General features: G+C 67.8%; 21 protein-coding genes. 14 read left to right on the forward strand and 7 right to left on the reverse strand.

Features of this window, described 5'->3' with window-relative positions; translation table 11 throughout:
- Window positions 1-3: 3 nt before the first annotated feature.
- Window positions 4-912 (reverse strand): PAC2 family protein, encoded by a 909-nt coding sequence (locus tag RHCRD62_RS08860; protein ID WP_050064298.1) that lies wholly within the window; start codon window positions 910-912, stop codon window positions 4-6.
- A gap of 75 nt (window positions 913-987) precedes the next feature.
- Here RHCRD62_RS08860 and metH point away from each other — a divergent pair, with 75 nt between their 5' ends.
- From metH to hisG, 6 genes are read left to right on the forward strand one after another with little or no spacing between them, the layout of a single operon-like run.
- Window positions 988-4,557 carry a methionine synthase gene (gene metH / locus RHCRD62_RS08865; RefSeq protein ID WP_050064299.1) on the forward strand — a complete coding sequence of 1,190 codons (3,570 nt, stop codon included), beginning with the start codon at window positions 988-990 and terminating at the stop codon, window positions 4,555-4,557.
- A gap of 26 nt (window positions 4,558-4,583) precedes the next feature.
- Window positions 4,584-5,261 carry an HAD family hydrolase gene (locus RHCRD62_RS08870; protein ID WP_157050872.1) on the forward strand — a complete coding sequence of 226 codons (678 nt, stop codon included), beginning with the start codon at window positions 4,584-4,586 and terminating at the stop codon, window positions 5,259-5,261.
- Window positions 5,261-6,109, forward strand: coding sequence for an oxygen-dependent tRNA uridine(34) hydroxylase TrhO (locus RHCRD62_RS08875; protein WP_050064301.1), 849 nt, complete (start codon window positions 5,261-5,263; stop codon window positions 6,107-6,109). Before RHCRD62_RS08870 ends, RHCRD62_RS08875 begins: the two co-directional genes overlap by 1 nt.
- Window positions 6,110-6,115: 6 nt before the next feature.
- On the forward strand, window positions 6,116-7,051 hold the full coding sequence (locus RHCRD62_RS08880) for a pseudouridine synthase (protein ID WP_050064302.1): 936 nt from the start codon (window positions 6,116-6,118) through the stop codon (window positions 7,049-7,051).
- Between the two features lie 28 nt (window positions 7,052-7,079).
- The gene (locus RHCRD62_RS08885; RefSeq protein WP_050064303.1) at window positions 7,080-7,343 is read left to right on the forward strand and encodes a phosphoribosyl-ATP diphosphatase; all 264 of its coding nucleotides are present in this window, start codon (window positions 7,080-7,082) and stop codon (window positions 7,341-7,343) included.
- A gap of 55 nt (window positions 7,344-7,398) precedes the next feature.
- The gene (hisG, locus tag RHCRD62_RS08890) at window positions 7,399-8,250 is read left to right on the forward strand and encodes an ATP phosphoribosyltransferase (RefSeq protein ID WP_050064304.1); all 852 of its coding nucleotides are present in this window, start codon (window positions 7,399-7,401) and stop codon (window positions 8,248-8,250) included.
- 53 nt (window positions 8,251-8,303) lie between these two features.
- Here the strand turns inward: hisG and RHCRD62_RS08895 are convergent, their stop codons facing one another.
- The gene (locus tag RHCRD62_RS08895) at window positions 8,304-9,104 is read right to left on the reverse strand and encodes a thioesterase family protein (RefSeq protein ID WP_050064559.1); all 801 of its coding nucleotides are present in this window, start codon (window positions 9,102-9,104) and stop codon (window positions 8,304-8,306) included.
- 7 nt (window positions 9,105-9,111) lie between these two features.
- A complete protein-coding gene (locus tag RHCRD62_RS08900) occupies window positions 9,112-10,002 on the reverse strand; it encodes a RecB family exonuclease (RefSeq protein WP_050064305.1) in 891 nt (296 codons plus the stop codon).
- Between the two features lie 84 nt (window positions 10,003-10,086).
- Here RHCRD62_RS08900 and RHCRD62_RS08905 point away from each other — a divergent pair, with 84 nt between their 5' ends.
- Window positions 10,087-10,938, forward strand: coding sequence for a tRNA (adenine-N1)-methyltransferase (locus RHCRD62_RS08905; RefSeq protein ID WP_050064560.1), 852 nt, complete (start codon window positions 10,087-10,089; stop codon window positions 10,936-10,938).
- Between the two features lie 166 nt (window positions 10,939-11,104).
- On the opposite strand, the gene RHCRD62_RS08910 is transcribed toward RHCRD62_RS08905, so the two are convergent.
- Window positions 11,105-11,611, reverse strand: coding sequence for a WKL family lipoprotein (locus RHCRD62_RS08910; protein WP_050064306.1), 507 nt, complete (start codon window positions 11,609-11,611; stop codon window positions 11,105-11,107).
- A gap of 169 nt (window positions 11,612-11,780) precedes the next feature.
- On the opposite strand from RHCRD62_RS08910, the gene arc reads away from it, so the two are divergent.
- Window positions 11,781-13,556 (forward strand): proteasome ATPase, encoded by a 1,776-nt coding sequence (gene arc, locus RHCRD62_RS08915; RefSeq protein ID WP_050064307.1) that lies wholly within the window; start codon window positions 11,781-11,783, stop codon window positions 13,554-13,556.
- Between the two features lie 56 nt (window positions 13,557-13,612).
- On the opposite strand, the gene RHCRD62_RS08920 is transcribed toward arc, so the two are convergent.
- Window positions 13,613-14,296, reverse strand: a complete 684-nt coding sequence (locus RHCRD62_RS08920; RefSeq protein ID WP_050064308.1) for a TetR/AcrR family transcriptional regulator — start codon at window positions 14,294-14,296, stop codon at window positions 13,613-13,615.
- Window positions 14,297-14,354: 58 nt separating this feature from the next.
- On the opposite strand from RHCRD62_RS08920, the gene RHCRD62_RS08925 reads away from it, so the two are divergent.
- The gene (locus tag RHCRD62_RS08925) at window positions 14,355-15,788 is read left to right on the forward strand and encodes a carotenoid oxygenase family protein (RefSeq protein WP_050064309.1); all 1,434 of its coding nucleotides are present in this window, start codon (window positions 14,355-14,357) and stop codon (window positions 15,786-15,788) included.
- Between the two features lie 20 nt (window positions 15,789-15,808).
- Here the strand turns inward: RHCRD62_RS08925 and RHCRD62_RS08930 are convergent, their stop codons facing one another.
- Window positions 15,809-16,342, reverse strand: coding sequence for an NUDIX hydrolase (locus RHCRD62_RS08930; RefSeq protein ID WP_157050873.1), 534 nt, complete (start codon window positions 16,340-16,342; stop codon window positions 15,809-15,811).
- A gap of 44 nt (window positions 16,343-16,386) precedes the next feature.
- Between RHCRD62_RS08930 and RHCRD62_RS08935 the strand changes: the two genes are divergently transcribed.
- From RHCRD62_RS08935 to prcA, 5 genes are all read left to right on the forward strand, one after another.
- The gene (locus tag RHCRD62_RS08935; RefSeq protein ID WP_050064311.1) at window positions 16,387-16,767 is read left to right on the forward strand and encodes a nitroreductase family deazaflavin-dependent oxidoreductase; all 381 of its coding nucleotides are present in this window, start codon (window positions 16,387-16,389) and stop codon (window positions 16,765-16,767) included.
- Window positions 16,768-16,936: 169 nt separating this feature from the next.
- Window positions 16,937-18,436 (forward strand): depupylase/deamidase Dop, encoded by a 1,500-nt coding sequence (dop, locus tag RHCRD62_RS08940; RefSeq protein ID WP_050064312.1) that lies wholly within the window; start codon window positions 16,937-16,939, stop codon window positions 18,434-18,436.
- A 131-nt stretch (window positions 18,437-18,567) separates the two neighbouring features.
- Window positions 18,568-18,762, forward strand: coding sequence for a ubiquitin-like protein Pup (locus RHCRD62_RS08945; protein WP_050064313.1), 195 nt, complete (start codon window positions 18,568-18,570; stop codon window positions 18,760-18,762).
- Window positions 18,763-18,803: 41 nt separating this feature from the next.
- Window positions 18,804-19,661, forward strand: a complete 858-nt coding sequence (gene prcB, locus RHCRD62_RS08950) for a proteasome subunit beta (protein WP_050064561.1) — start codon at window positions 18,804-18,806, stop codon at window positions 19,659-19,661.
- The gene (gene prcA, locus RHCRD62_RS08955; RefSeq protein WP_050064314.1) at window positions 19,658-20,419 is read left to right on the forward strand and encodes a proteasome subunit alpha; all 762 of its coding nucleotides are present in this window, start codon (window positions 19,658-19,660) and stop codon (window positions 20,417-20,419) included. Before prcB ends, prcA begins: the two co-directional genes overlap by 4 nt.
- Window positions 20,420-20,426: 7 nt before the next feature.
- On the opposite strand, the gene RHCRD62_RS08960 is transcribed toward prcA, so the two are convergent.
- Window positions 20,427-21,845, reverse strand: a complete 1,419-nt coding sequence (locus RHCRD62_RS08960) for a bifunctional phosphatase PAP2/diacylglycerol kinase family protein (protein WP_050064315.1) — start codon at window positions 21,843-21,845, stop codon at window positions 20,427-20,429.
- Between the last annotated feature and the right edge of the window lie 84 nt (window positions 21,846-21,929).

A 21,929-nucleotide genomic window follows, 5' to 3' on the forward strand; every position in this document is an offset into this window, starting at 1 on the left:
GAACTACAGCCCGCCGAAGCTCCCCGGTCCGCGCCTGCGCAGGTACTTCTCGAACTCGGCGGCGATCGCGTCACCGTCGATCTTGGAGATCGCCTCGGAGATGTCGACCTCGGCGTCGCCGCGTTCCTCGAGCGTGCGCACGTACTCGGAGATCTCGTCGTCCTCCTCCGTCATCTCCGTGACGGACTCCTCCCAGTCCTCGGCCTGCGCCGGGAGCTCGCCGAGTGGCACCTCGACGTCGAGGACGTCCTCGACGCGGCGAAGCAGGGCGACTGTCGCCTTCGGATTCGGGGGCTGCGACACGTAGTGGGGGACGGCCGCCCAGAACGAGATCGCGGGCACGCCCGCCTTGACGCATTCGTCCTGCAGCACGCCGGTGATGCCGGTCGGGCCCTCGTATCGGGTCTGTTCGAGGTTGAACTTCTGGGCGGACTCGGCGCTGTACGCGGTTCCGGTGACCGGGACGGGCCGCGTGTGCGGGGTGTCGGCGAGCAGCGCACCCAGGATCACCACGGTGGTGACGCCCAGTTCCTCGATGATCTCGAGAAGGTCGTCGCAGAAGCTGCGCCAGCGCATGTTCGGTTCGATGCCGCGGAGCAGCAGCACGTCGCGGTCGCTGCCGGGCGGGGAGCACACCGAGATCCGGGTGGCGGGCCACTGGATCTCGCGGGTGACGCCGTCGACCTGCCGGACCTGCGGTCGGTTCACCTGGTAGTCGTAGTAGTCCTCGGAGTCCAGCTCCGCGAGTGGTCTGGCATCCCAGATCAGTTCGAGGTGTTCGACCGCGCCGCTGGCCGCGTCGCCGGCGTCGTTCCAGCCTTCGAACGCGGCCACGAGAATCGGGTCGCGGAGGACGAGATCGTCGTCGGTCGCGGCAGTGTCGAAGGCGTCGGTTCCTTCGGGACCGGGCACGCCGAATTGTTCGCTTGGACTCACCTGCCTAGCCTACGGCCAGGCGTGTCCGAGGCGCCCACTACTCTGGACGGCATGTCTGCCCCATTCCATTCCGCCCTGTTGGATGCGCTCTCGGAGCGCGTTGTCATCGGCGACGGTGCGATGGGAACGATGCTGCAGGCCGCGAATCTCACGCTCGACGACTTTCTCGGCCTCGAAGGTTGCAACGAAATCCTGAACGAGACGCGCCCCGACGTGCTGCGCGACATCCACGCCGCCTACTTCGAGGCCGGCGCCGACGCCGTCGAGACCAACACCTTCGGATGCAACCTTCCGAACCTCGCCGACTACGACATCTCCGACCGGATCCGTGACCTGTCCGAGCGTGGCACCCGCGTCGCGCGTGACATCGCCGACGAGATGGGGCCGGGCCGCGACGGCATGGCCCGTTTCGTGCTCGGATCGATGGGCCCGGGCACCAAGCTCCCGACACTCGGTCACGCGCCGTTCGGTGTCCTGCGCGACGCGTACACGGAGTCAGCGCTCGGCATGATCGACGGCGGCGCCGACGCGATCCTCGTCGAGACCTGTCAGGACCTGCTTCAGGTGAAGGCCGCGATCATCGGCAGCCAGAACGCCATGGACAAGGCCGGACGACGCATCCCGATCATCACGCACGTCACGGTCGAGACCACCGGAACGATGCTCCTCGGCAGCGAGATCGGTGCCGCGCTGACGGCACTCGAGCCGCTCGGCATCGACATGATCGGTCTCAACTGCGCCACCGGGCCGGACGAGATGAGCGAGCATCTGCGGCACCTGTCGAAGCACTCGCGGTTGCCGGTGTCGGTGATGCCGAATGCCGGTCTGCCGCAACTCGGCCCGAACGGCGCCGAGTACCCGCTGAGCGCGGACGAACTGGCCGCCGCACTGTCCGGTTTCGTCCGCGAGTTCGGACTCGGACTGGTCGGCGGCTGCTGCGGCACCACGCCGGAGCACATCCGCAAGGTCGCCGATGCGGTGCGCCTCGTCGAGAAGGCGAAGCGCGTTCCGCAGCCGGAGGACGGCACCTCGTCGCTGTACGCGCACGTGCCGTTCGATCAGGACGCGTCGATCCTGATGATCGGTGAGCGTACGAACTCCAACGGTTCCAAGGCATTCCGCGAGGCGATGCTCGCCGAGGACTACCAGAAGTGCATCGACATCGCGAAGGACCAGACCCGCGACGGCGCGCACATGCTCGACCTCAACGTCGACTACGTCGGCCGGGACGGCGCCGCGGACATGGCCGCGCTGGCGAGCCGGTTCGCGACGGCGTCGACGTTGCCGATCATGCTCGACTCCACCGAGCCCGAGGTTCTGCGTGCGGGGCTCGAGCACCTCGGTGGCCGGTGCGCGGTGAACTCCGTCAACTACGAGGACGGTGACGGCCCGACCTCCCGCTACCAGCGGATCATGCGGCTGGTCAAGGAGCACGGCGCGGCCGTCGTCGCACTGACCATCGACGAGGAGGGCCAGGCCCGCACAGCCGAGCACAAGGTCCGCATCGCCGAGCGGCTCATCGAGGACATCACCACGACGTGGGGCCTGCGGAAGTCCGACATCATCATCGACGCGCTGACCTTCCCGATCTCGACCGGTCAGGAGGAGGTGCGGCGCGACGGCATCGAGACCATCGAGGCGATCCGCGAACTCAAGCGCAGGCACCCCGAGGTGCATTTCACCCTGGGCATCTCGAACATCTCGTTCGGCCTCAACGCGGCCGCCCGTCAGGTGCTGAACTCGGTGTTCCTGCACGAGTGCACCGAGGCCGGCCTCGACACCGCGATCGTGCACGCGTCGAAGATCCTGCCGATGGCGCGGATCCCCGACGAGCAGCGGCAGACAGCGCTCGACCTGGTCTACGACCGCCGCGAGGGCGACTACGACCCGCTGCAGAAGCTGATGGAGCTGTTCGAAGGCGTCTCGGCGGCCTCGGCTCGCGCGTCGCGTGCCGAGGAGCTGGCGGCGCTGCCGCTGTTCGAGCGCCTCGAACGACGCATCGTCGACGGTGAACGCGACGGCCTCGGCGCCGATCTCGATGCCGCGATGCTGGAACGTCCGCCGCTGGAGATCATCAACGAGACCCTGCTGTCCGGCATGAAAACCGTCGGCGAACTGTTCGGGTCCGGGCAGATGCAGCTGCCGTTCGTGCTCCAGTCCGCCGAGGTGATGAAGGCCGCCGTCGCGTACCTCGAACCGCACATGGAAGCCACCGACGAGGCAGGGAAGGGTCGTATCGTCCTCGCCACCGTCAAGGGCGACGTCCACGACATCGGCAAGAACCTCGTCGACATCATCCTGTCGAACAACGGCTACGAGGTCGTCAACATCGGCATCAAGCAGCCGATCGCCACGATCCTCGACGTCGCGATGGACAAGCGCGCCGACGTCATCGGCATGTCGGGTCTGCTCGTGAAGTCGACCGTCGTGATGAAGGAGAACCTGGAGGAGCTCAACGCCAAGGGCGTTGCCGAGCAGTTCCCGGTGCTCCTCGGTGGTGCGGCGCTGACCCGGTCCTACGTCGAGAACGATCTCGCCGAGGTCTACGAGGGTGAGGTGTCGTACGCGCGTGACGCGTTCGAGGGCCTGCACCTGATGGACACCATCATGGCGACCAAGCGTGGCGAAGGGGCCGCGCCGGACAGCCCGGAGGCGTTGGCGGCCAAGGAGAAGGCAGCCGAGCGCAAGGCCAGGCACGAGCGTTCCAAGCGGATCGCCGAGAAGCGGAAGGCAGAGGCGGCGCCGGTCGAGGTTCCGGAGCGCTCCGACGTCGCCGTCGATCTCGACGTCCCTGCTCCGCCGTTCTGGGGCACCCGGATCGTCAAGGGCATCGCCCTCGCCGAGTACTCCGGCCTGCTCGACGAGCGGGCACTGTTCCTCGGCCAGTGGGGGCTGCGCGGTCAGCGGGCGGGTGACGGACCCACGTACGAGGAGCTGGTCGAGACGGAAGGGCGTCCGCGCCTGCGGTACTGGCTGGACCGACTGAGCACCGAGGGTGTGCTGCAGCACGCCGCCGTCGTGTACGGGTACTTCCCGGTCGTGTCCGAGGGCGACGACGTCGTGATCCTCGAGTCGCCCGAGCCCGACGCGGCCGAGCGGTTCCGGTTCACCTTCCCGCGTCAGGAGCGGGACCGCTTCCTGTGCATCGCCGACTTCGTGCGCTCACGCGACGACGCCCGCAGCCGCGGTCAGGTCGACGTCCTGCCGATGAACCTGGTGACGATGGGTCAACCCATCGCCGACTTCGCGAACGAACTGTTCGCCGCGAACTCGTACCGCGACTACCTCGAGGTGCACGGCATCGGTGTGCAGCTCACCGAAGCGCTCGCCGAGTACTGGCATCGCCGGGTTCGCGAGGAACTGGTGCTGCCCGGCGGCCACAACCTCGCGGAGCAGGACCCGGCGAATGTCGAGGACTTCTTCAAGCTCGAATACCGCGGTGCCCGTTACTCGTTCGGCTACGGCGCGTGCCCCGACCTCGAGGACCGGCGCAAGCTCGTCGCGATGCTCGAACCGGAACGCATCGGTGTCACGCTCTCGGAAGAGGTGCAGTTGCATCCCGAGCAGTCCACCGACGCATTCGTCCTGCACCACCCGGAAGCCAAGTACTTCAACGTCTGAGAATTGCAATGCCTGATCGCGACATCATGAACACGTCCGGGCTGCGTGCCGTCCTGTGGGACATGGACGGCACGCTGCTCGAGTCGGAAGAGCTCTGGGACATCGGGGTTCGGGAGCTTTCCGAGCATCTCGGGGGACCGATGACGGAGGAGACCCGAACGGCGACCATCGGTGCCTCTACACCGGGCGCTCTGGCGATCGTCTTCGACTCTCTCGGACTCGAACGCACGCCGGACGCACTCCTGCAGGCCCGGACGTGGCTGTACGCGCGGATGGCGGAGATGTTCGCGGACGGTCTTCCGTGGCGGCCGGGCGCGCGGGATGCGCTCGCGCTGGTGCGGTCGCTGGGGCTGCGGTCGGCGCTCGTGACCAACACCGAACGCGAACTCGGCGACGTCGCGCTCGACACCCTCGGCCGGGAACATTTCGACCTGTCGGTGTGCGGGGACGAGGTGCCCGCGGGCAAGCCGGATCCGGCACCGTACCTGCGGGCAGCCGAGCTGCTCGGGGTGGATCCGCGACACTGCCTCGCGGTGGAGGACTCGCCGACCGGTGCGGCGGCCGCCGAGGCAGCGGGTTGTCCGGTGCTGGTCGTGCCGTCCCTCATCGAGGTTCCAGCCGGTCCGCTCCGCACCTTCCGTGACACCCTGGTCGGCCTGTCCGCCGACGACCTGCATTCGCTGCACGCACTGGTGGCGGTCTAGTGGCGGTCCCGAAGATCGTCCTGTTCTATCGGTTCACCCCGCTCGCCGACCCCGAAGCCATCCGGCTGTGGCAGCACGCCCTCGCCTCGTCGAACGGGCTCACCGGCCGAATCCTGGTGTCGGAGCACGGGATCAACGCGACCGTCGGCGGGGACATCGCGGCCGTCAAGCGATACGTCCGCGGGACACGTGAGTACGCGCCGTTCAAGGATGCCGACATCAAGTGGTCCGACGGGCGCGGCGACGACTTCCCGCGGCTGTCTGTGAAGGTTCGGTCGGAGATCGTGACGTTCGGTGCGCCCGACGAGCTGCAGGTCGACGCCGACGGCGTCGTCGGTGGCGGCACGCACCTGTCGCCTCAGGAGGTACACGACCTCGTCGAGCAACGCGGCGACGACGTCGTCTTCTTCGACGGCCGCAACGCCTTCGAGGCCGAGATCGGACGGTTCCGCGGCGCCGTGGTTCCGGACGTCGCGACGACCCGCGACTTCGTCGCCGAACTCGACAGCGGCCGGTACGACCACCTCAAGTCGAAGCCCGTCGTCACCTACTGCACGGGCGGGGTACGGTGCGAGGTGCTGTCCGCGCTGATGCGGGCCCGCGGCTTCGACGAGGTCTACCAGATCGACGGCGGAATCGTCCGCTACGGCGAGACGTTCGGCGACCGCGGCCTGTGGGAAGGCTCGCTGTACGTCTTCGACGGACGGATGAACGTCGAGTTCTCGGACCGCGCCACGGTCATCGGTGTCTGCACCCTGTGCGGAACACCGACCTCCCGGTACCGCAACCACCCGGACGTCAACGGCCGGGAGCAGACCCTGGTCTGTGACACCTGTGTTCCGGACTGACGTGCGATGACCCGCCGGCGAGTGGCAACCCGGCCACCGCTGCCGCTGCGTGACGGCCTCGGTCCGGATCGGGTGCTGGTGCCTCCGGGGCACCCGCCGGGAACGGTTCGCGCTTTCCTCGTCGCCACCTGGCCCGACGACGACTGGGACGCACGCTTCGCTGCGCGCGAGGTCGTCGACCGGGACGGTTCGCACCTCGACCCCGCCCACCCGTGTCGTGCGGGTCTGGCGATCCACTTCTACCGCGACCCCGCCCCCGAGATTCCGGTCCCGTTCGACCTCGACATCCTCCACCACGCGGACGGACTGCTCGTCGTGGACAAACCACACTTCCTCGCGACGATCCCGCGCGGCAGGCACATCAGGGAGTCCGTGGTCGTCCGGTTGCGCCGCGCCCTCGACCTTCCCGACGCCGTGCCCGCGCACCGACTGGACCGGATGACGGCCGGTGTGCTCGTCTGCACGACCGACCCGGCGCTGCGCAGGCCGTACCAACAGCTGTTCGAGCAGCGCCAGGTCACCAAGGAGTACGAGGCGTTGGCCCCGAACCTGCGCGATGCCCCGTTCCCGCGGACCGTACGCAGTCGCATCGACAAGATCCACGGTGAGCCGACCGCTCGCGAGGTACCGGGGGAGCCGAACGCGCACACCGAGGTCGAGGTCGTCGAGGTGCTGGGCGACCATGCGCGCTACCGCCTGCTGCCGACGACAGGGCGGACCCACCAGTTGCGGCTGCACATGTGGTCCCTCGGTGCGCCGATCCTCGGCGACGACTTCTACCCGGTGTTGCGGAACCGGGCGCAGAGCGACTTCACGGACCCGCTGCGACTGCTCGCTCGCCGGGTGCGGTTCACGGACCCGATCAGCGGCGAGACTCGAGAGTTCACGAGCAGACGCACCCTGTCGACCGACTCGGGCGCCCCGGACTCGGTGGCGGAGTGAGCAGGGCGCTGTGAAACAATGGTCACCCGTGAAGACCTTCGATTCGCTGTTCGCCGAGCTGTCCGACCGCGCCGCCGCCCGCCCCGAGGGTTCCGGCACCGTGGCCGCACTGGACGCAGGCGTCCATGCCCAGGGCAAGAAGGTGATCGAGGAGGCCGGCGAGGTGTGGATCGCCGCCGAGTACCAGAGCGACGAGGAACTCTCCGAGGAGATTTCCCAGCTCCTGTACTGGGTGCAGGTCTTGATGATCGGTCGCGGACTCAAGCTCGAGGACGTCTACCGACATCTGTGAGTCGTCCGACTCCGACTCCCGTGTAGACCATCTCGCCTTCGAAGGAAGGACCACCATGCTGCGCGTTGCAGTTCCCAACAAGGGCTCCCTGTCCGAGTCCGCTGCCGAAATCCTGTCGGAGGCCGGCTACCGGCGCCGCACCGATTCCCGTGATCTCACCGTCCTCGATCCGTCGAACCAGGTGGAGTTCTTCTTCCTGCGACCCAAGGACATCGCGATCTACGTCGCGTCGGGTGAACTGGATCTCGGCATCACCGGGCGTGACCTCGCGCTCGACTCCGGTGCCCAGGTCGCCGAGCGGCTTTCCCTCGGCTTCGGACGGTCGAGCTTCCGGTACGCCGCACCGGCGGGCAGGACCTGGGCGCCCGAGGACCTCGGCGGGCTCCGGATCGCGACGTCCTACCCGAACCTGGTCCGCGCCGACCTCGCCCGCCGTGGCCTCGAAGCCACGGTCATCCGCCTCGACGGTGCCGTCGAGATCTCCATCCAGCTCGGCGTTGCCGACGCCATCGCGGACGTCGTCGGCTCCGGACGCACGCTCCGTCAGCACAACCTCGTCGCGTTCGGCGAGTCCCTGTGCGACTCCGAGGGCGTCCTGATCGAGCGAGAGGGCTCCGACCAGAATGACAAGGCCCGCAACCAGCTCATCGCCCGCGTTCAGGGCGTGGTTCGCGCCCAGCAGTACGTGATGCTCGACTACGACTGCCCGCGCGATCGGCTGCAGGAGGCGCTGCAGATCACTCCCGGACTCGAATCGCCTACCATCGCCCCGCTCGCGGACGACGCCTGGGTGGCGATCCGCTCGATGGTGCCGCGCAAGGTCAGCAACGACGTGATGGACGAGCTCGCCGAGATCGGCGCCAAGGCGATCCTCGCGACTGACATCCGCACCTGCCGGGCGTTCTGACCTCCGATCCACACACGAGTGGCCCCCACCGATCGGTGGGGGCCACTCGTGTGTCAGCGGGCGCGGACCTGCACCGTCTGCGTCACCCGCGCCACGGGGCCCGAGTCGTCGTGCAGGACACCGGAAGACATCGCCACACCGTCCGGGCCGTAAGACGTCTCCGCGGACACACCGACCCACGCGCCGTCCGGGACCCGGAAGATGTGCACCGTCACGTCGGTGTTGAGGAACGTCCACGACGCCGGGTCCAGTTTGGTCCCGACTCCGTTCGCGGTGTCCGCGATGAGGAACAGCCGGTCCAGCGGGTCGAGCGGTTCGCCCTCCACCAGTTCGGGATTCGGCTTTCCCCACGCGTGGGAGAGGCCCGGTGCGCCGATCGGGGTGAGCCAGCACCAGTCGACGGTGTCGATGAATCCGGAACGCCAGAAGCTGTCCTCGGGGAGGGGGAGTGCGCCGGATCGTGGCGGGATCGCGGCGTCGGCGGGGTTCGCGATCGAGGTGGTGTCAGCGGTTTCCATGCGCCAGCCGGACCCGCGCGCCACGACGCGCCACGACCCGTCCGGCGCCTGTGCCGACAGTTCGGCCACGACCAGTTCGATTCGGCGACCGGGCCGTTCGACCCAGGACCGAACCCGGATCTCGGTGAGGGGGATCGGGCCGAGGATCTCGATCACCACCCGGGTGACACGGGTGTCCGCACGATGCTCACAGCGGCGAACGGCCCGGGCGAGGAGCGCCGACGGCGGAGACCCGTGCTGCATGTCGGTCGACCAGGTGCTCACCGTGTGATCGGTCGGCTCGAACCTCTCCGTACCATCCGGAAGTGGCTCCAGTGGAACGAAATAGGCTGACATCGCCGCATCACTCACCGGCAGAATCCTCACTCTCCTGCCCGTCGTCGCCGGGCCACGGCCAGCCCGGATAGGGCGGCGGTGTGCCACCGAACTCGGGACACATCGCCTTATGATCGCAGAACCGGCACATCGGACCCGGACTAGGTTCGAACTCGCCCGTTCGGCCTGCCTCGAGGACCGCCTGCCACATCGCACTCAGGGTTCCGCCGAACCGGTGCAGTTCGTCGCGATCGGGTGCGTACGTGATGATTTCGCCATCGGACAGGTACATCAGCCGGAGCTGCGCGGGCACGACACCACGCGTGTGCAGCAGCATCAGCGCATAGAACTTCATCTGGAACAGCGCAGCCCGCTCGAATCCTTCGCGCGGCGCGCGACCGGTCTTGTAGTCGACAACGCGGATCTCACCAGTCGGTGCGACATCGATGCGGTCCACGAAACCCCGCAGCGGCACTCCGTCCGATAGCTCGGTCTCGACCCGGACCTCGCACGCCTCGGCGTCGAACGTTGTGGGGTCCTCGAGGAGGAAGTAGTCGGCGACGATGCGGCGAGCGGCGTCCAGGAACGCGTCACGGTCGGCGTCCGGCACGGCATCCGCGACGTCGGGTGTCTCCTCGATCAGCCGGATCCATGCGGGCTCGACCAGCGCTGTCGCGGTGGCCGGAACCCGCTCGGGTGCGGGCAGGCCGAAGAGGTCCTCGAGTGCCGCGTGGACGAGCGTCCCCCTGACCTGCGATGTCGTCTTGGCCTCGGGGAGACGGTCGACGGCGCGGAAGCGATACAGCAGCGGACACTGCCGGAAATCCGCCGCCCGCGACGGTGACAACGCCGGGCGCGACCTCGTCCGGGCCACGCCCTCGTCGGATTGGGCGGGGGGCGTCGTCGCGGGGCTGCTCACACCTGGCAGGCTATGCCGAGGGTCCGACACGCCGTCGGGACCGGCGCACCGGTCGCCGGGCACAACAACTACAGGAGTCACGAGATGTCAGCGTTGCACGGCCGCCCGACTGGACCGTTCCGGGTCGGCGATCGCGTCCAGCTCACCGACGCGAAGGCACGCAAGTACACCGTCGTGCTCGAAGAGGGGCGAGAGTTCCACACCCACCGCGGTGGCATCCTGCACGACGACCTCATCGGCACGCCCGAAGGCAGCGTCGTGACGTCGACGAACGGTACTCCGTACCTTGCCCTGCGCCCGCTCCTCGTCGACTACGTGCTGTCGATGCCGCGCGGCGCCCAGGTCATCTACCCGAAGGATGCGGCGCAGATCGTCCACGAGGGCGACGTCTTCCCTGGGGCCCGGGTGCTGGAGGCGGGGGCCGGATCGGGCGCGCTCACCTGCTCGCTGCTTCGCGCGGTCGGCCCCGAGGGCAAGGTCACCTCGTGGGAGGTGCGTGAAGACCACGCCGAACACGCGGTGCGGAACGTGGAGACGTTCTTCGGCGGACGCCCCGAGAACTGGGATCTGACCATCGGCGACCTCGCGGATTACGACGCCGACGTCCACGGCGAGGTCGATCGCGTCGTGCTCGACATGCTCGCGCCCTGGGACGTCCTGCCCGCGGTGTCGAAGGCGCTGGTCCCCGGCGGGGTGCTGATCGTCTACGTCGCGACGGTGACGCAGCTCTCCAAGGTCGTCGAGGCGATGCGCGAGCAGGAGTGCTGGACCGAACCGCGGTCCTGGGAGTCGATCGTCCGCGGCTGGCACGTCGTCGGGTTGGCGGTGCGCCCGGAGCACCGGATGCAGGGACACACCGCGTTCCTCGTCAGTGCCCGACGCCTGGCCGAGGGCACCGTGACACCCAAGCCGCAGCGCCGTCCCAGCAAGGGCTGAGACGGCGGCGCGGTGGGGACTGCCCGAGGCTTCGCCCGAGAGTGGGGACTGCCCGAGGCTTCGCCCGAGAGTGGGGACTGCCCGAGGCTTCGCCCGAGAGTGGGGACTGCCCGAGGCTTCGCCCGAGAGTGGGGACTGCCCGAGGCTTCGCCCGGGCGTTCGGGGTCTACTGCACGCAGGTCAGGCGACCCATGCCGAGGAGCGTGCAGACCGACTCCGTGGAGATCACCCAGGCGCCGTTCTCCTCCTCGAAGACGACCGTCGTCGGAGCGCCGCCGTGCGGCCCGGCGATGGTCGTCGACGTCTTCACCGTGTCCTCGTCGACCGGTGTGACCTCGGTGACCTGGGCCGTCAGCTGGTAGCCCTGCAGCACACCGTTGAACTGTTCGAGGACCGCGGCCTGCTTCTCGCCGTCGTCCACGAGTGCGACCTTCTCGGCGGCGGGTACGGCGGGATCGAAGAACGTCGTCAGTGTCGCGTTCAGGGTCTCGGCCGCGGGGGCGTTTGCTGCCAACGCGGCACCCGCTGCGGTCGTATCTGCGCTGGTGGTGGTCGCGGCAGCAGCAGTGGTCGTCGCGGTGGCCGTGTCGTCGGAGTCGTCCGAACTGCACCCGACGAGGCCGACGGCGAGGACGACGGCTCCGGCGGCGATGAGTGGCGTGCGAGTGATCACGGGGTGGGCCTTTCCTCGAAAACCGGCGTGGATGTAGGTGAGGCTAACATGGGAAGAAATCGGTCCGGCTTCCGAGAAAAGTCCTGCAGTATGCGATGTCTCAAGTGTCGCAACGCAGTTTCACCGGCTCGGCGGTAGCGTTGACGGAACGAACTGGGAGGAGTCGCACATGAGCGCAACAGAGAATCCGGACTCGGTGGCTGCCAGGGCTGAGCTCGACGCCCTCAAGCTCGAGGCCGCGGCCCTTCGCCGGCAACTTGCCCAGTCACCGGAACAGGTGCGTGAACTCGAATCGCGCGTGGACTCGTTGTCGATCCGCAACTCCAAGTTGATGGACACGCTCAAGGAAGCACGTCAGCAGCTCATCGCACTGCGCGAGGAGGTCGACCGCCTCGGCCAGCCCCCGAGCGGATACGGCGTCCTGGTGTGCGCTCACGCGGATCAGACGGTCGACGTGTTCACCTCCGGTCGCAAGATGAGGTTGACCTGCTCGCCGAACATCGACGCAGACGAGCTCAAGCCGGGCCAGACCGTCCGGCTGAACGAGGCCCTGACGGTGGTCGAAGCGGGATCGTTCGAGCGGATCGGTGAGATCTGCGCGCTGCGCGAAGTCCTCGACGACGGCGAGCGCGCCCTCGTCGTCGGGCACGCCGACGAGGAGCGCGTCGTGTGGCTCGCGCATCCGCTGGCGGTCGCCGCCTCGGACACCACGGTCCACGCTGAGGACGAGGACATCGACTCCCCGAACCGCAAGCTCCGCCCCGGCGACTCGCTGCTCGTCGACACCAAGGCGGGCTACGCCTTCGAGCGTATCCCCAAGGCCGAGGTCGAGGACCTGGTTCTCGAAGAGGTCCCCGATGTCGACTACGGCGACATCGGCGGTCTCGGCAGGCAGATCGAGCAGATCCGCGACGCCGTCGAACTGCCGTTCCTGCACAAGGACCTGTTCCACGAGTACGCGCTGCGTCCGCCGAAGGGTGTCCTGCTGTACGGCCCTCCGGGCTGCGGCAAGACGCTGATCGCCAAGGCCGTCGCCAACTCGCTCGCGAAGAAGATTGCGGAGGCCCGCGGTCAGGACGCGAAGGAGGCGAAGTCCTACTTCCTGAACATCAAGGGCCCCGAGCTGCTGAACAAGTTCGTCGGTGAGACGGAACGGCACATCCGGATGATCTTCCAGCGTGCGCGCGAGAAGGCGTCCGAGGGCACGCCCGTGATCGTGTTCTTCGACGAGATGGACTCGATCTTCCGGACCCGTGGATCCGGCGTCTCGTCCGACGTGGAGACGACGGTCGTGCCGCAGCTGCTCAGTGAGATCGACGGCGTCGAGGGGCTCGAGAACGTGATCGTCATCGGCGCCTCGAACCGTGAGGACATGATCGATCCCGCGATCCTTCGTCCGGGCCGGCTGGACGTGAAGATCAAGATCGAACGGCCGGACGCGGAATCCGCTCAGGACATCTTCTCGAAGTACCTGACGGAAACGCTCCCGGTGCACGCCGACGACCTCGCCGAGTTCAACAGCGATCGCGCCTTGTGTGTCAAGGCGATGATCGAACGCGTCGTGGATCGGATGTACGCCGAGAGCGACGAGAATCGCTTTCTCGAGGTCACGTACGCGAACGGAGACAAGGAGGTTCTGTACTTCAAGGACTTCAACTCCGGTGCGATGATCCAGAACATCGTGGACCGTGCCAAGAAGTACGCGATCAAGGCGGTCCTCGAGACCGGCGCACCGGGTCTCCGGGTTCAGCACCTGTTCGACTCGATCGTCGACGAGTTCTCCGAGAACGAGGACCTGCCCAACACCACGAATCCCGATGACTGGGCACGTATCTCGGGCAAGAAGGGTGAGCGGATCGTGTACATCCGCACGTTGGTCACCGGCAAGAACGCCAGCGCCAGCCGTGCGATCGACACCGAATCCAACACGGGCCAGTACCTGTAGTACGCGCAGATGACGGTGGGGTGCAGCGGGTTCGCTGCACCCCACCGTCATCTGCGTCAGGGCTCGGTCGTTGCCGTGCTGGCTCGGGTGAGGGCGGCGGCGGCCGATGCCCGATCCACGCCGTTGCCGACGGCGAGCGCAATGAGCAGCGAGTGCGCGACCGAGTCGTCGGCCGTGTCGAGGTGGCCGGCAATCCGGAGCATTGCGTTGCCGTGCAACGCACTCCACAGTTCGGCAGCGAGGGCGAGTCGCCGGCCGTCGGGCGCAGCAGGGGAGTCGGTGGAATCGGGGTCCGTGCGCGTCAACGCGCTCAGGAACAGAGTGAACGCAGCGCGTCCCTGTGCCGACGTCGTCGGTGATCCGGTGGCGACGACGTCGCTACGGCGTCCCGGACTCCAGTCGGCTGCCGAGTGCTGGAACATCATCGTGTAGAGCCGTGGGTGTCGGCGCGCGAAAGTCAGATAGGTGAGCGCGATCCCGAAGAGGTCGGACAGGGCGTCGCCCGTCCGCGGTGCGGCGGCCAACGTACGGCTCAGCATGCCGAAGCCGTGCTCGACAACGGCCCCCGCGACGCCGCCGATGCTGCCGAAGTGTGTGTAGACGGCCATCGTCGACGTCTGCGCCGCCGTCGCGAGCCTGCGAACGGTGAGTCCGGTCGGTCCCTCGTCCACGACGATCTCCAGCGCCGCCGCGAGTACGGCGTCCCGTGTGTTCGGCGTTACATCTGTCGGTTCGTCCATAACATTGATATTCTCCCACAATAACAATGTAATACCTGGTTCTGGAGGGGGATTCGACGTGGTGAGTTTCCTGACCGGACGTTTCGAGCCGGTGCGCCGCGAAGTGACGCAACTCGGCCTCGAGGTGCGCGGGACGATCCCCGACTGGCTCGACGGCCGCTATGTCCGGAACGGTCCCAACCCGGTCCGCGGGCTCCTGGCCGAGAACTACAACTGGTTCACGGGGGACGGGATGGTGCACGGCGTCCGACTGAGTGGCGGCGACGCCCTCTGGTACCGCAATCGCTGGGTGGACTCCGAGGTCACCTCACGTTCGCTGGGTCGGGGGCACCCGGACGAACGCCATCGGTCGCCGCTGCACGGACCGTCGGCCAACACGAACGTCATCGGCTTCGGCGGTCGGCTACTCGCGCTCGTCGAAGGCGGCGCGGCGTCTGCCGAACTGTCGCCGGAACTGGACACCGTCGATGTGTGTGACTTCGAGGGTGCGGTCCGCGGTGGGTACTCCGGGCACCCCCTGGTCGATCCGTGTACCGGCGAACTGCACGCGGTGGCGTACCACTTCGGCCGGGGAAGCGCCGTGCAGTACACGGTGATCGGACCCGACGGCCGGCTCCGGCGGAAGATGTCCGTCCCGGTCGGCGGGAGCCCGATGATGCACGCCTTCTCCCTGACGAAGGACTACGTCGTCCTCTACGACCTTCCCGTCACCTTCGATACCGATGCCGCGGTGATCGACCTACCGCGACCGCTGCGTCCGATCGCGCGTCTCGCGTTGGACGCGACGGTCGGCAGGGTCGCGATGCCGCGGACAATCCTGAACCGCATCCCTCCGGTCCCCGCCGGGCGGTTCCCCTACCGGTGGAACCCCGACCATCCCGCGCGAGTGGGACTGCTGCCGAGATCGGCCACGGACGCGTCCGCGATCACCTGGATCGAACTCGATCGCCCGTGTTACGTGTTCCATCCGATGAACGCACACAACGACGATCGGTCCGTCACCGTCGACCTCGTGGTGCACGAGCGGGTGTTCGACGAGGACCCATCCGGTCCGACGGAAGGCAAGCCGCGGCTCGAACGCTGGTGTGTGGACTTGCGTGCGCGGACTGTTCGCCGCACCAGGTTGTCGGACGAGCACCTCGAGTTTCCGCGTATGGACGACCGATTCGCCACCAGCGCGAGTGGTCAGGGTTGGGCCGTAGGGGGGAGCGACGACGTTCTGGGGGAGCACAAGCTGGTGCGCACGGCGGGCGCGGACGGAGTCGTGGTCGAGAGAGACTTCGGAACTGCCTCTTCTGTGGGGGAATTCACCTTCGCGCCGTCGTCGGCGACCGCGCCCGAGGGGGACGGGGTGGTCCTCGGATTCGTCACGGACCTGGCAGCGAGCTCGACGGATCTGCGCATCCTGGACGCCCAGACGCTCGAGGACGTGGCCGCGGTCCGGCTTCCGCAGCGGGTGCCTGCAGGCTTTCACGGCAACTGGATCGACTGAAGCGCGTACGCCGTCTCGTTTCACAGGACGGTGTCTGCGAGCAGAGCTCGGGTGTCTGGCACGAACTGCCACGACGGATCTGCCAGATGGTCGCGCAGTTCCTCGACTGTCCACCACCACCCGGCGACGACTTCGCCCGGCTGGTGGACGATCGGGCCGTCCCAGCGGCCCTCGAAGGCGAACAGGTGACAGCGAAGTGGGGTTCCGTTCCACTCGCCGTCCCAGGGCACGTACGCCAGTGGCTCGAGTGCGACATCGAAGACACCCAGTTCCTCGCCGAGTTCGCGAGCTGCGGTCACTTCGGGGGTTTCGCCGGGATCGACGACACCACCCGCGAGGCAGTCGTGCATTCCCGCGAACACCGCTTTCCCCGGATCGCGGCGATGCACGTAGATTCGGTCGCCGTCGATGGACCGGAGAAGTACGCCTGCGCTGGCATGCCACAGGCCCTCTGCGTACACGCGTGAGCGTGGCGCCGTCCCGGTGATGCGCCCGTCGGCGTCGTACACAGTGACGATCTCGTCGCCCCGGTCAGGTGGCGGACTGCCGGGCATTTCAACCATCGGTCCATCCTGGCACGCAGCGTTAGGCTCGAACCGTGCCCCTTCCTCGTCGGCTCGCAAGGTTCAACCGGGTGGTGACGAATCGCGTTGCGCTGTTCGTTCACGGATGGCTTCCCGGCTGCGCGATCGTCCTGCACCGGGGCCGCCGCAGTGGACGGCTGTACCGCACTCCCGTCAACATCTTCCGACACGGTGACGGCTACCGAATCGCCCTGACCTACGGGCAGGGGAGCGATTGGGTGCGCAACGTCGAGGCCGCCGGCTTCGTGGATGTGGTGACGCGAGGGCGGCTGCGGACGCTGGTGAATCCGGCTGTGGGGGAGGACGAGAACTCGAAGTGGGCGTCACCCCCAGTCCGTTTCGTGTTGAAGAGCATCGGGGCACCGGCCTACCTGGACCTGGAAACCCAGCGGTGACCTGCTGTTTTGTCGCCCTGCAATAATGTCATAACGCAACTTATCGGCAATAAGGGGCGAAGCAGCACAGCAGGTTCGCCAAACGACCCCGCCCTGACGGGCGGGGTCGGCCTGGCCCTCCACCTGCTGATACGCGTGCAAGTGGCAGCGAGGTTCTAGGCTCGACGCCATGCAGCGCATCATCGGTATCGAGGTCGAGTACGGGATTTCGTCCCCGTCGGAACCGACGGCGAACCCCATCCTGACCTCCACACAGGCGGTGCTGGCCTATGCCGCCGCCGCGGGCGTCCCCAGAGCCAAGCGGACGCGATGGGACTACGAGGTCGAGTCGCCCCTGCGGGACGCCCGGGGATTCGACCTCGGCAGGTTCAACGGTCCGGCCCCGGTGATCGACGCCGACGAGGTCGGCGCCGCGAACATGATCCTCACCAACGGGGCCCGGCTGTACGTCGATCACGCCCACCCGGAGTACTCCGCGCCCGAGGTGACGGACCCTCTCGATGCCGTGATCTGGGACAAGGCGGGGGAGCGCGTGATGGAAGCCGCCGCCCGGCATGCGTCCAGCGTCCCCGGTGCGCCGCGCCTGCAGCTGTACAAGAACAACGTCGACGGCAAGGGTGCTTCCTATGGCACCCACGAGAACTACCTGTGCTCTCGGGACACTCCCTTCACCGCGATCATCGCCGGCTTGACGCCGTTCTTCGCGTCCCGCCAGGTGATCTGCGGTTCCGGTCGCGTCGGCATCGGTCAGTCCGGTGACGAACCCGGCTTCCAGTTGTCGCAGCGAGCCGACTACATCGAGGTGGAGGTCGGCCTCGAAACGACACTCAAGCGCGGCATCATCAACACGCGGGACGAGCCGCACGCCGATGCCGAGAAGTACCGCCGGCTGCACGTCATCATCGGCGATGCGAATCTCGCGGAGTGGTCGACATACCTGAAGGTCGGGACGACGGCACTGGTGCTCGACCTGATCGAGGCCGGCGTCGACCTGACCGATCTGCAGTTGGCGAGGCCAGTCACGGCCGTCCATCAGATCAGCCACGATCCCACGCTGCGCCAGACAGTCGCGCTCGCCGACGGCCGGGAGATGACCGGTCTTGCGCTGCAACGGATCTACCACGAGCGCGCCGCCCGATTCGTCGAGCGCGAGGGATCGGACGACGTGCGTGCCGCCGACGTCCTCTCGAAGTGGGCGCTGGTGCTCGACCTGCTCGAACGTGATCCGCTCGAGTGCGCGCACCTGCTGGACTGGCCGGCGAAGCTTCGGATTCTCGAAGGGTTCCGGAAGCGCGAGGGACTGGCCTGGTCGGCTCCCAAGCTGCACCTGCTGGACCTGCAGTACTCGGATGTCCGCCTCGACAAGGGGCTGTACAACCGACTTGTCGCCCGTGGCTCGATCGAGCGCCTCGTCACCGAGCAGCAGGTGCTGGAAGCGATCCACAACCCGCCTACCGACACCAGGGCGTACTTCCGTGGCGAGTGCCTGCGACGGTTCGGCGCCGATATCGCGGCGGCGAGCTGGGACTCGGTGATCTTCGACCTGGGACGGGATTCGCTGGTCCGGATTCCGACGCTCGAGCCGTTGCGCGGGAGCAAGGCCCACGTGGGTGCGCTCCTCGATTCGGCAGAGTCGGCGGCAGACCTGGTCGACCAGTTGACCACCTGATTCGACGACGTGAAGCGATCGCCTGCGACACGAACGGGAAACCGCCGGGTGTCGCTGCCGATCGGTAGTGTGAAGGTCCGAGCACGCGCGCTGTGCAGCGGTGCAACGAGATGACGAGGAGGTCGGCGGCTATGGCTCAGGAGCAGACGACACGCAGTGGCGGTGGCGACGACGACGATGCCGTCCCCGGCGACGGTGGCGCGGGTCAGGAGCGTCGCGAGAAGCTCGCGGAAGAGACGGACGACCTTCTCGACGAGATCGACGACGTGCTCGAGGAGAACGCTGAGGACTTCGTGCGCGCGTACGTGCAAAAGGGCGGCCAGTGACGGCCGATTTCCCGGCGGCGCGTTCGGTGGTGGGGGGCGGGATGCTGCGTTTCGATTCTCGGATGGGTTTCGATTCCCAGCTTTCCTCGTTCGCCGAGCATCTGCGTCTGCATGCGCCGGAACTGTTGCCGGAGAACCGATTCGACCTCGGAACTTCCGCAGAGAGGGGTGAGCCGATGACCGCTCGCTCGGATGTCGCCCCGCATGGCACCACGATCGTTGCCCTGACGTTCGCCGGAGGAGTCGTCCTCGCGGGTGATCGCCGGGCGACGATGGGCAACCTCATCGCCAGCCGAGATGTCGAGAAGGTGTACGTCACCGACGACTACTCGGCGGCCGGTATCGCGGGCACCGCAGGTGTTGCCATCGAATTGGTTCGGCTGTTCGCAGTCGAACTCGAGCACTACGAGAAGATCGAGGGCGTCCCGCTCACCTTCGACGGCAAGGCCAATCGCCTTTCGTCGATGGTGCGGGGCAATCTCGGTGCTGCGATGCAGGGTCTGGCGGTGGTGCCGTTGCTCGTCGGTTACGACCTCGACGCCTCCGACACTGCGCGTGCAGGCCGGATCGTCTCGTACGACGTGGTCGGTGGTCGCTACGAGGAACGGGCCGGCTACCACGCAGTGGGATCGGGTTCGCTCTTCGCGAAGTCGTCGCTGAAGAAGATCTTCGACCCGGCCGCGGACGAGTCCGGCGCGCTGCGGGCGGCAATCGAGGCGCTGTACGACGCCGCGGACGACGACTCCGCGACCGGTGGCCCGGATCTGACCCGTGGGATCTACCCGACCGCGGTCGTGATCACCGACGCGGGCGCCGCTGTCGTCGACGCTTCGCGTCTCGCCGAAATCGCGCGGGCCGTGATCGCCGATCGCACCAAGGAAGCAGGTGACACGCCGTGACGATGCCGTACTACGCCTCCGCCGAGCAGATCATGCGGGATCGCTCGGAGCTGGCGCGCAAGGGCATTGCGCGCGGACGGAGCGTCATCGTGCTCACCTACGCCGACGGTGTGCTGTTCGTCGCGGAGAATCCGTCGTCGTCACTGCACAAGGTGAGCGAACTCTACGACCGTCTCGGTTTCGCGGCGGTCGGCAAGTACAACGAGTTCGAGAACCTCAGGCGTGCAGGCATCATGCACGCGGACATGCGGGGCTACTCCTACGACCGACGCGACGTCACGGGCCGTTCCCTCGCGAACGCCTACGCGCAGACGCTCGGCACGATCTTCACCGAGCAGCCGAAGCCGTACGAGGTGGAACTGTGTGTTGCCGAGGTCGGGCGCTCGGACCAGCCTCATCACGCGCAGCTGTACCGGATCACCTACGACGGGTCCATCGTTGACGAGCAGCAGTTCGTCGTGATGGGCGGCGCGACCGAGCCCATCGCAACGGCACTGCGTACGTCGTACGAACCGGGACTCTCGCTGGATGCGGCGGTCGCGGTTGCGGTGAACGCGTTGCAGGACGGCACCGCGACCGGTGGCAACGGTGAGCTGGAGCGCCGGGTGCTCGGCGTCGGGAGCCTCGAGGTCGCGGTGCTCGACCAGTCTCGACCGCGGCGGGCGTTCCGCCGTGTCACGGGCGCGGCTCTCGAAGCGCTGCTCCCCGGTGCCGCCGCCGCGCCGGAGCAACCGGGGGATTCCGCGACGGCGGAGTGAGCGCCGCTCACACCTGGCGGTAGAGCACCACCTTTCGCGGTTCACTGCGGAACTCGAACTGGCGGCCGTCGGCGATCACTTCGCCGTCGGTCGCCAGTGCGACGTTCGGGCCGTCGATTCTCACGGACACTGTGGGGACGCGCCGCTGAACGTAGGTACGCGACGTTCCGAGGGTTCCCGTCAGCGCGGCTCCGACGAGCCGGAGCCGGGACCAGCGGTGATCGGCGAGCAGGTAGCGGACGTCGAGAATGCCGCGGTGGATCTCGGGCCGCGACATCGGCACCTGGTCCGCGGGCGAGTACCGGCCGTTCCCCACGAACAGCATCCACACCGAGTGCGGACGTCCGTCGATGTCGGCGGCGAGCGGTTCCGCCGATGCCAGGACCCGCACCATGGCGAGCGCCGCCGCCGGCCACTTGCCGATGCGTGGTTCCCACTTCTCGCGGAGCCGAACCACGTCCGGATAACCACCCAGGCTCGCGGTGTTGACGAACGTCAACGCGGTCTCGCCGTCGACCTGTACCGCGCCGACATCGACGAGCTCGGCCTGCCCGTCGGCGAGCGCCTGCGCGGTCGACTGGACGTCGCCTGCCCCCGCGTCGCGGGCGAAGTGGTTGAGGGTGCCACCGGGAAACACGGCGAGCGGGAGGTCGTGTCTGATGGCGGCATCGGCAACGGTCGCGACGGTTCCGTCACCGCCGCACACGCCGAGCGCCTTCGGTGAGTACTCCGACACGACTTCGTCGATCTGCTCGGTGAAGTCGCGATCGGCATCGAATTCGACGATCCGTGCTCGCGGCAGGTGCTTCGCGACGTCGGCCCTGATGTCGCCGTCGTCGCTGCCGGAGCCCGGGTTGGCGAACACGGCCATGCCCTCGCCGTCGGGTAGCGCCTGGGACGGATGGTCGGGCCCGAGCGTCGCGGGTTCCTCGGTGCGGACTGCCCACCATCGGCGGGTGGCGAGGGCGATCGCGGCACCGACTCCCGCCCCGACCAGGACGTCGGAGGGCCAGTGCACGCCGGTGTGCACCCGTGAGTAGCCGACTGCCGCCGCGACGGGTGCGATCGCCAGTCCTGCCGCCGGGTACTCGATCGCGACAGCGGTAGCGAAGGCCGCGGCGGATGCGGAGTGTCCGGAGGGGAAGGACGATGAGCGGGGCGCAGGCAGGCCCCTGCGGTGCGCGAACTCGAGAGTGCCCGCGGGAGGTCGGCGCCGCGGGAACAGGGGCTTGAGGACGGCGTTGGACAGCGCGCTGGCCCCTGCCACTGCGAACAGCCCGCGGACGGCCGCGCGGCGGGCTCGCCCACCGACGAGCGCCATGCCGGCGGCAGTACCCATCCACAGCACGCTGTGGTTCGCCGCCCCGCTCAGCAGTCGGAGGCCGCCGTCGAGCGGTGACGGCGGCAGATCGGTGCTCAGGCGCATTACCTTCAGGTCGGTATTCGCCGCGAAACGTCTCACTTCGGCCACGTTCCCACAGTAGGCGGCGCTGCCGGGTACGCGAACCAG

Source organism: Rhodococcus sp. RD6.2 (assembly GCF_001040705.1).
In the GTDB taxonomy this organism is placed as follows: Bacteria; Actinomycetota; Actinomycetes; order Mycobacteriales; family Mycobacteriaceae; genus Rhodococcus_G.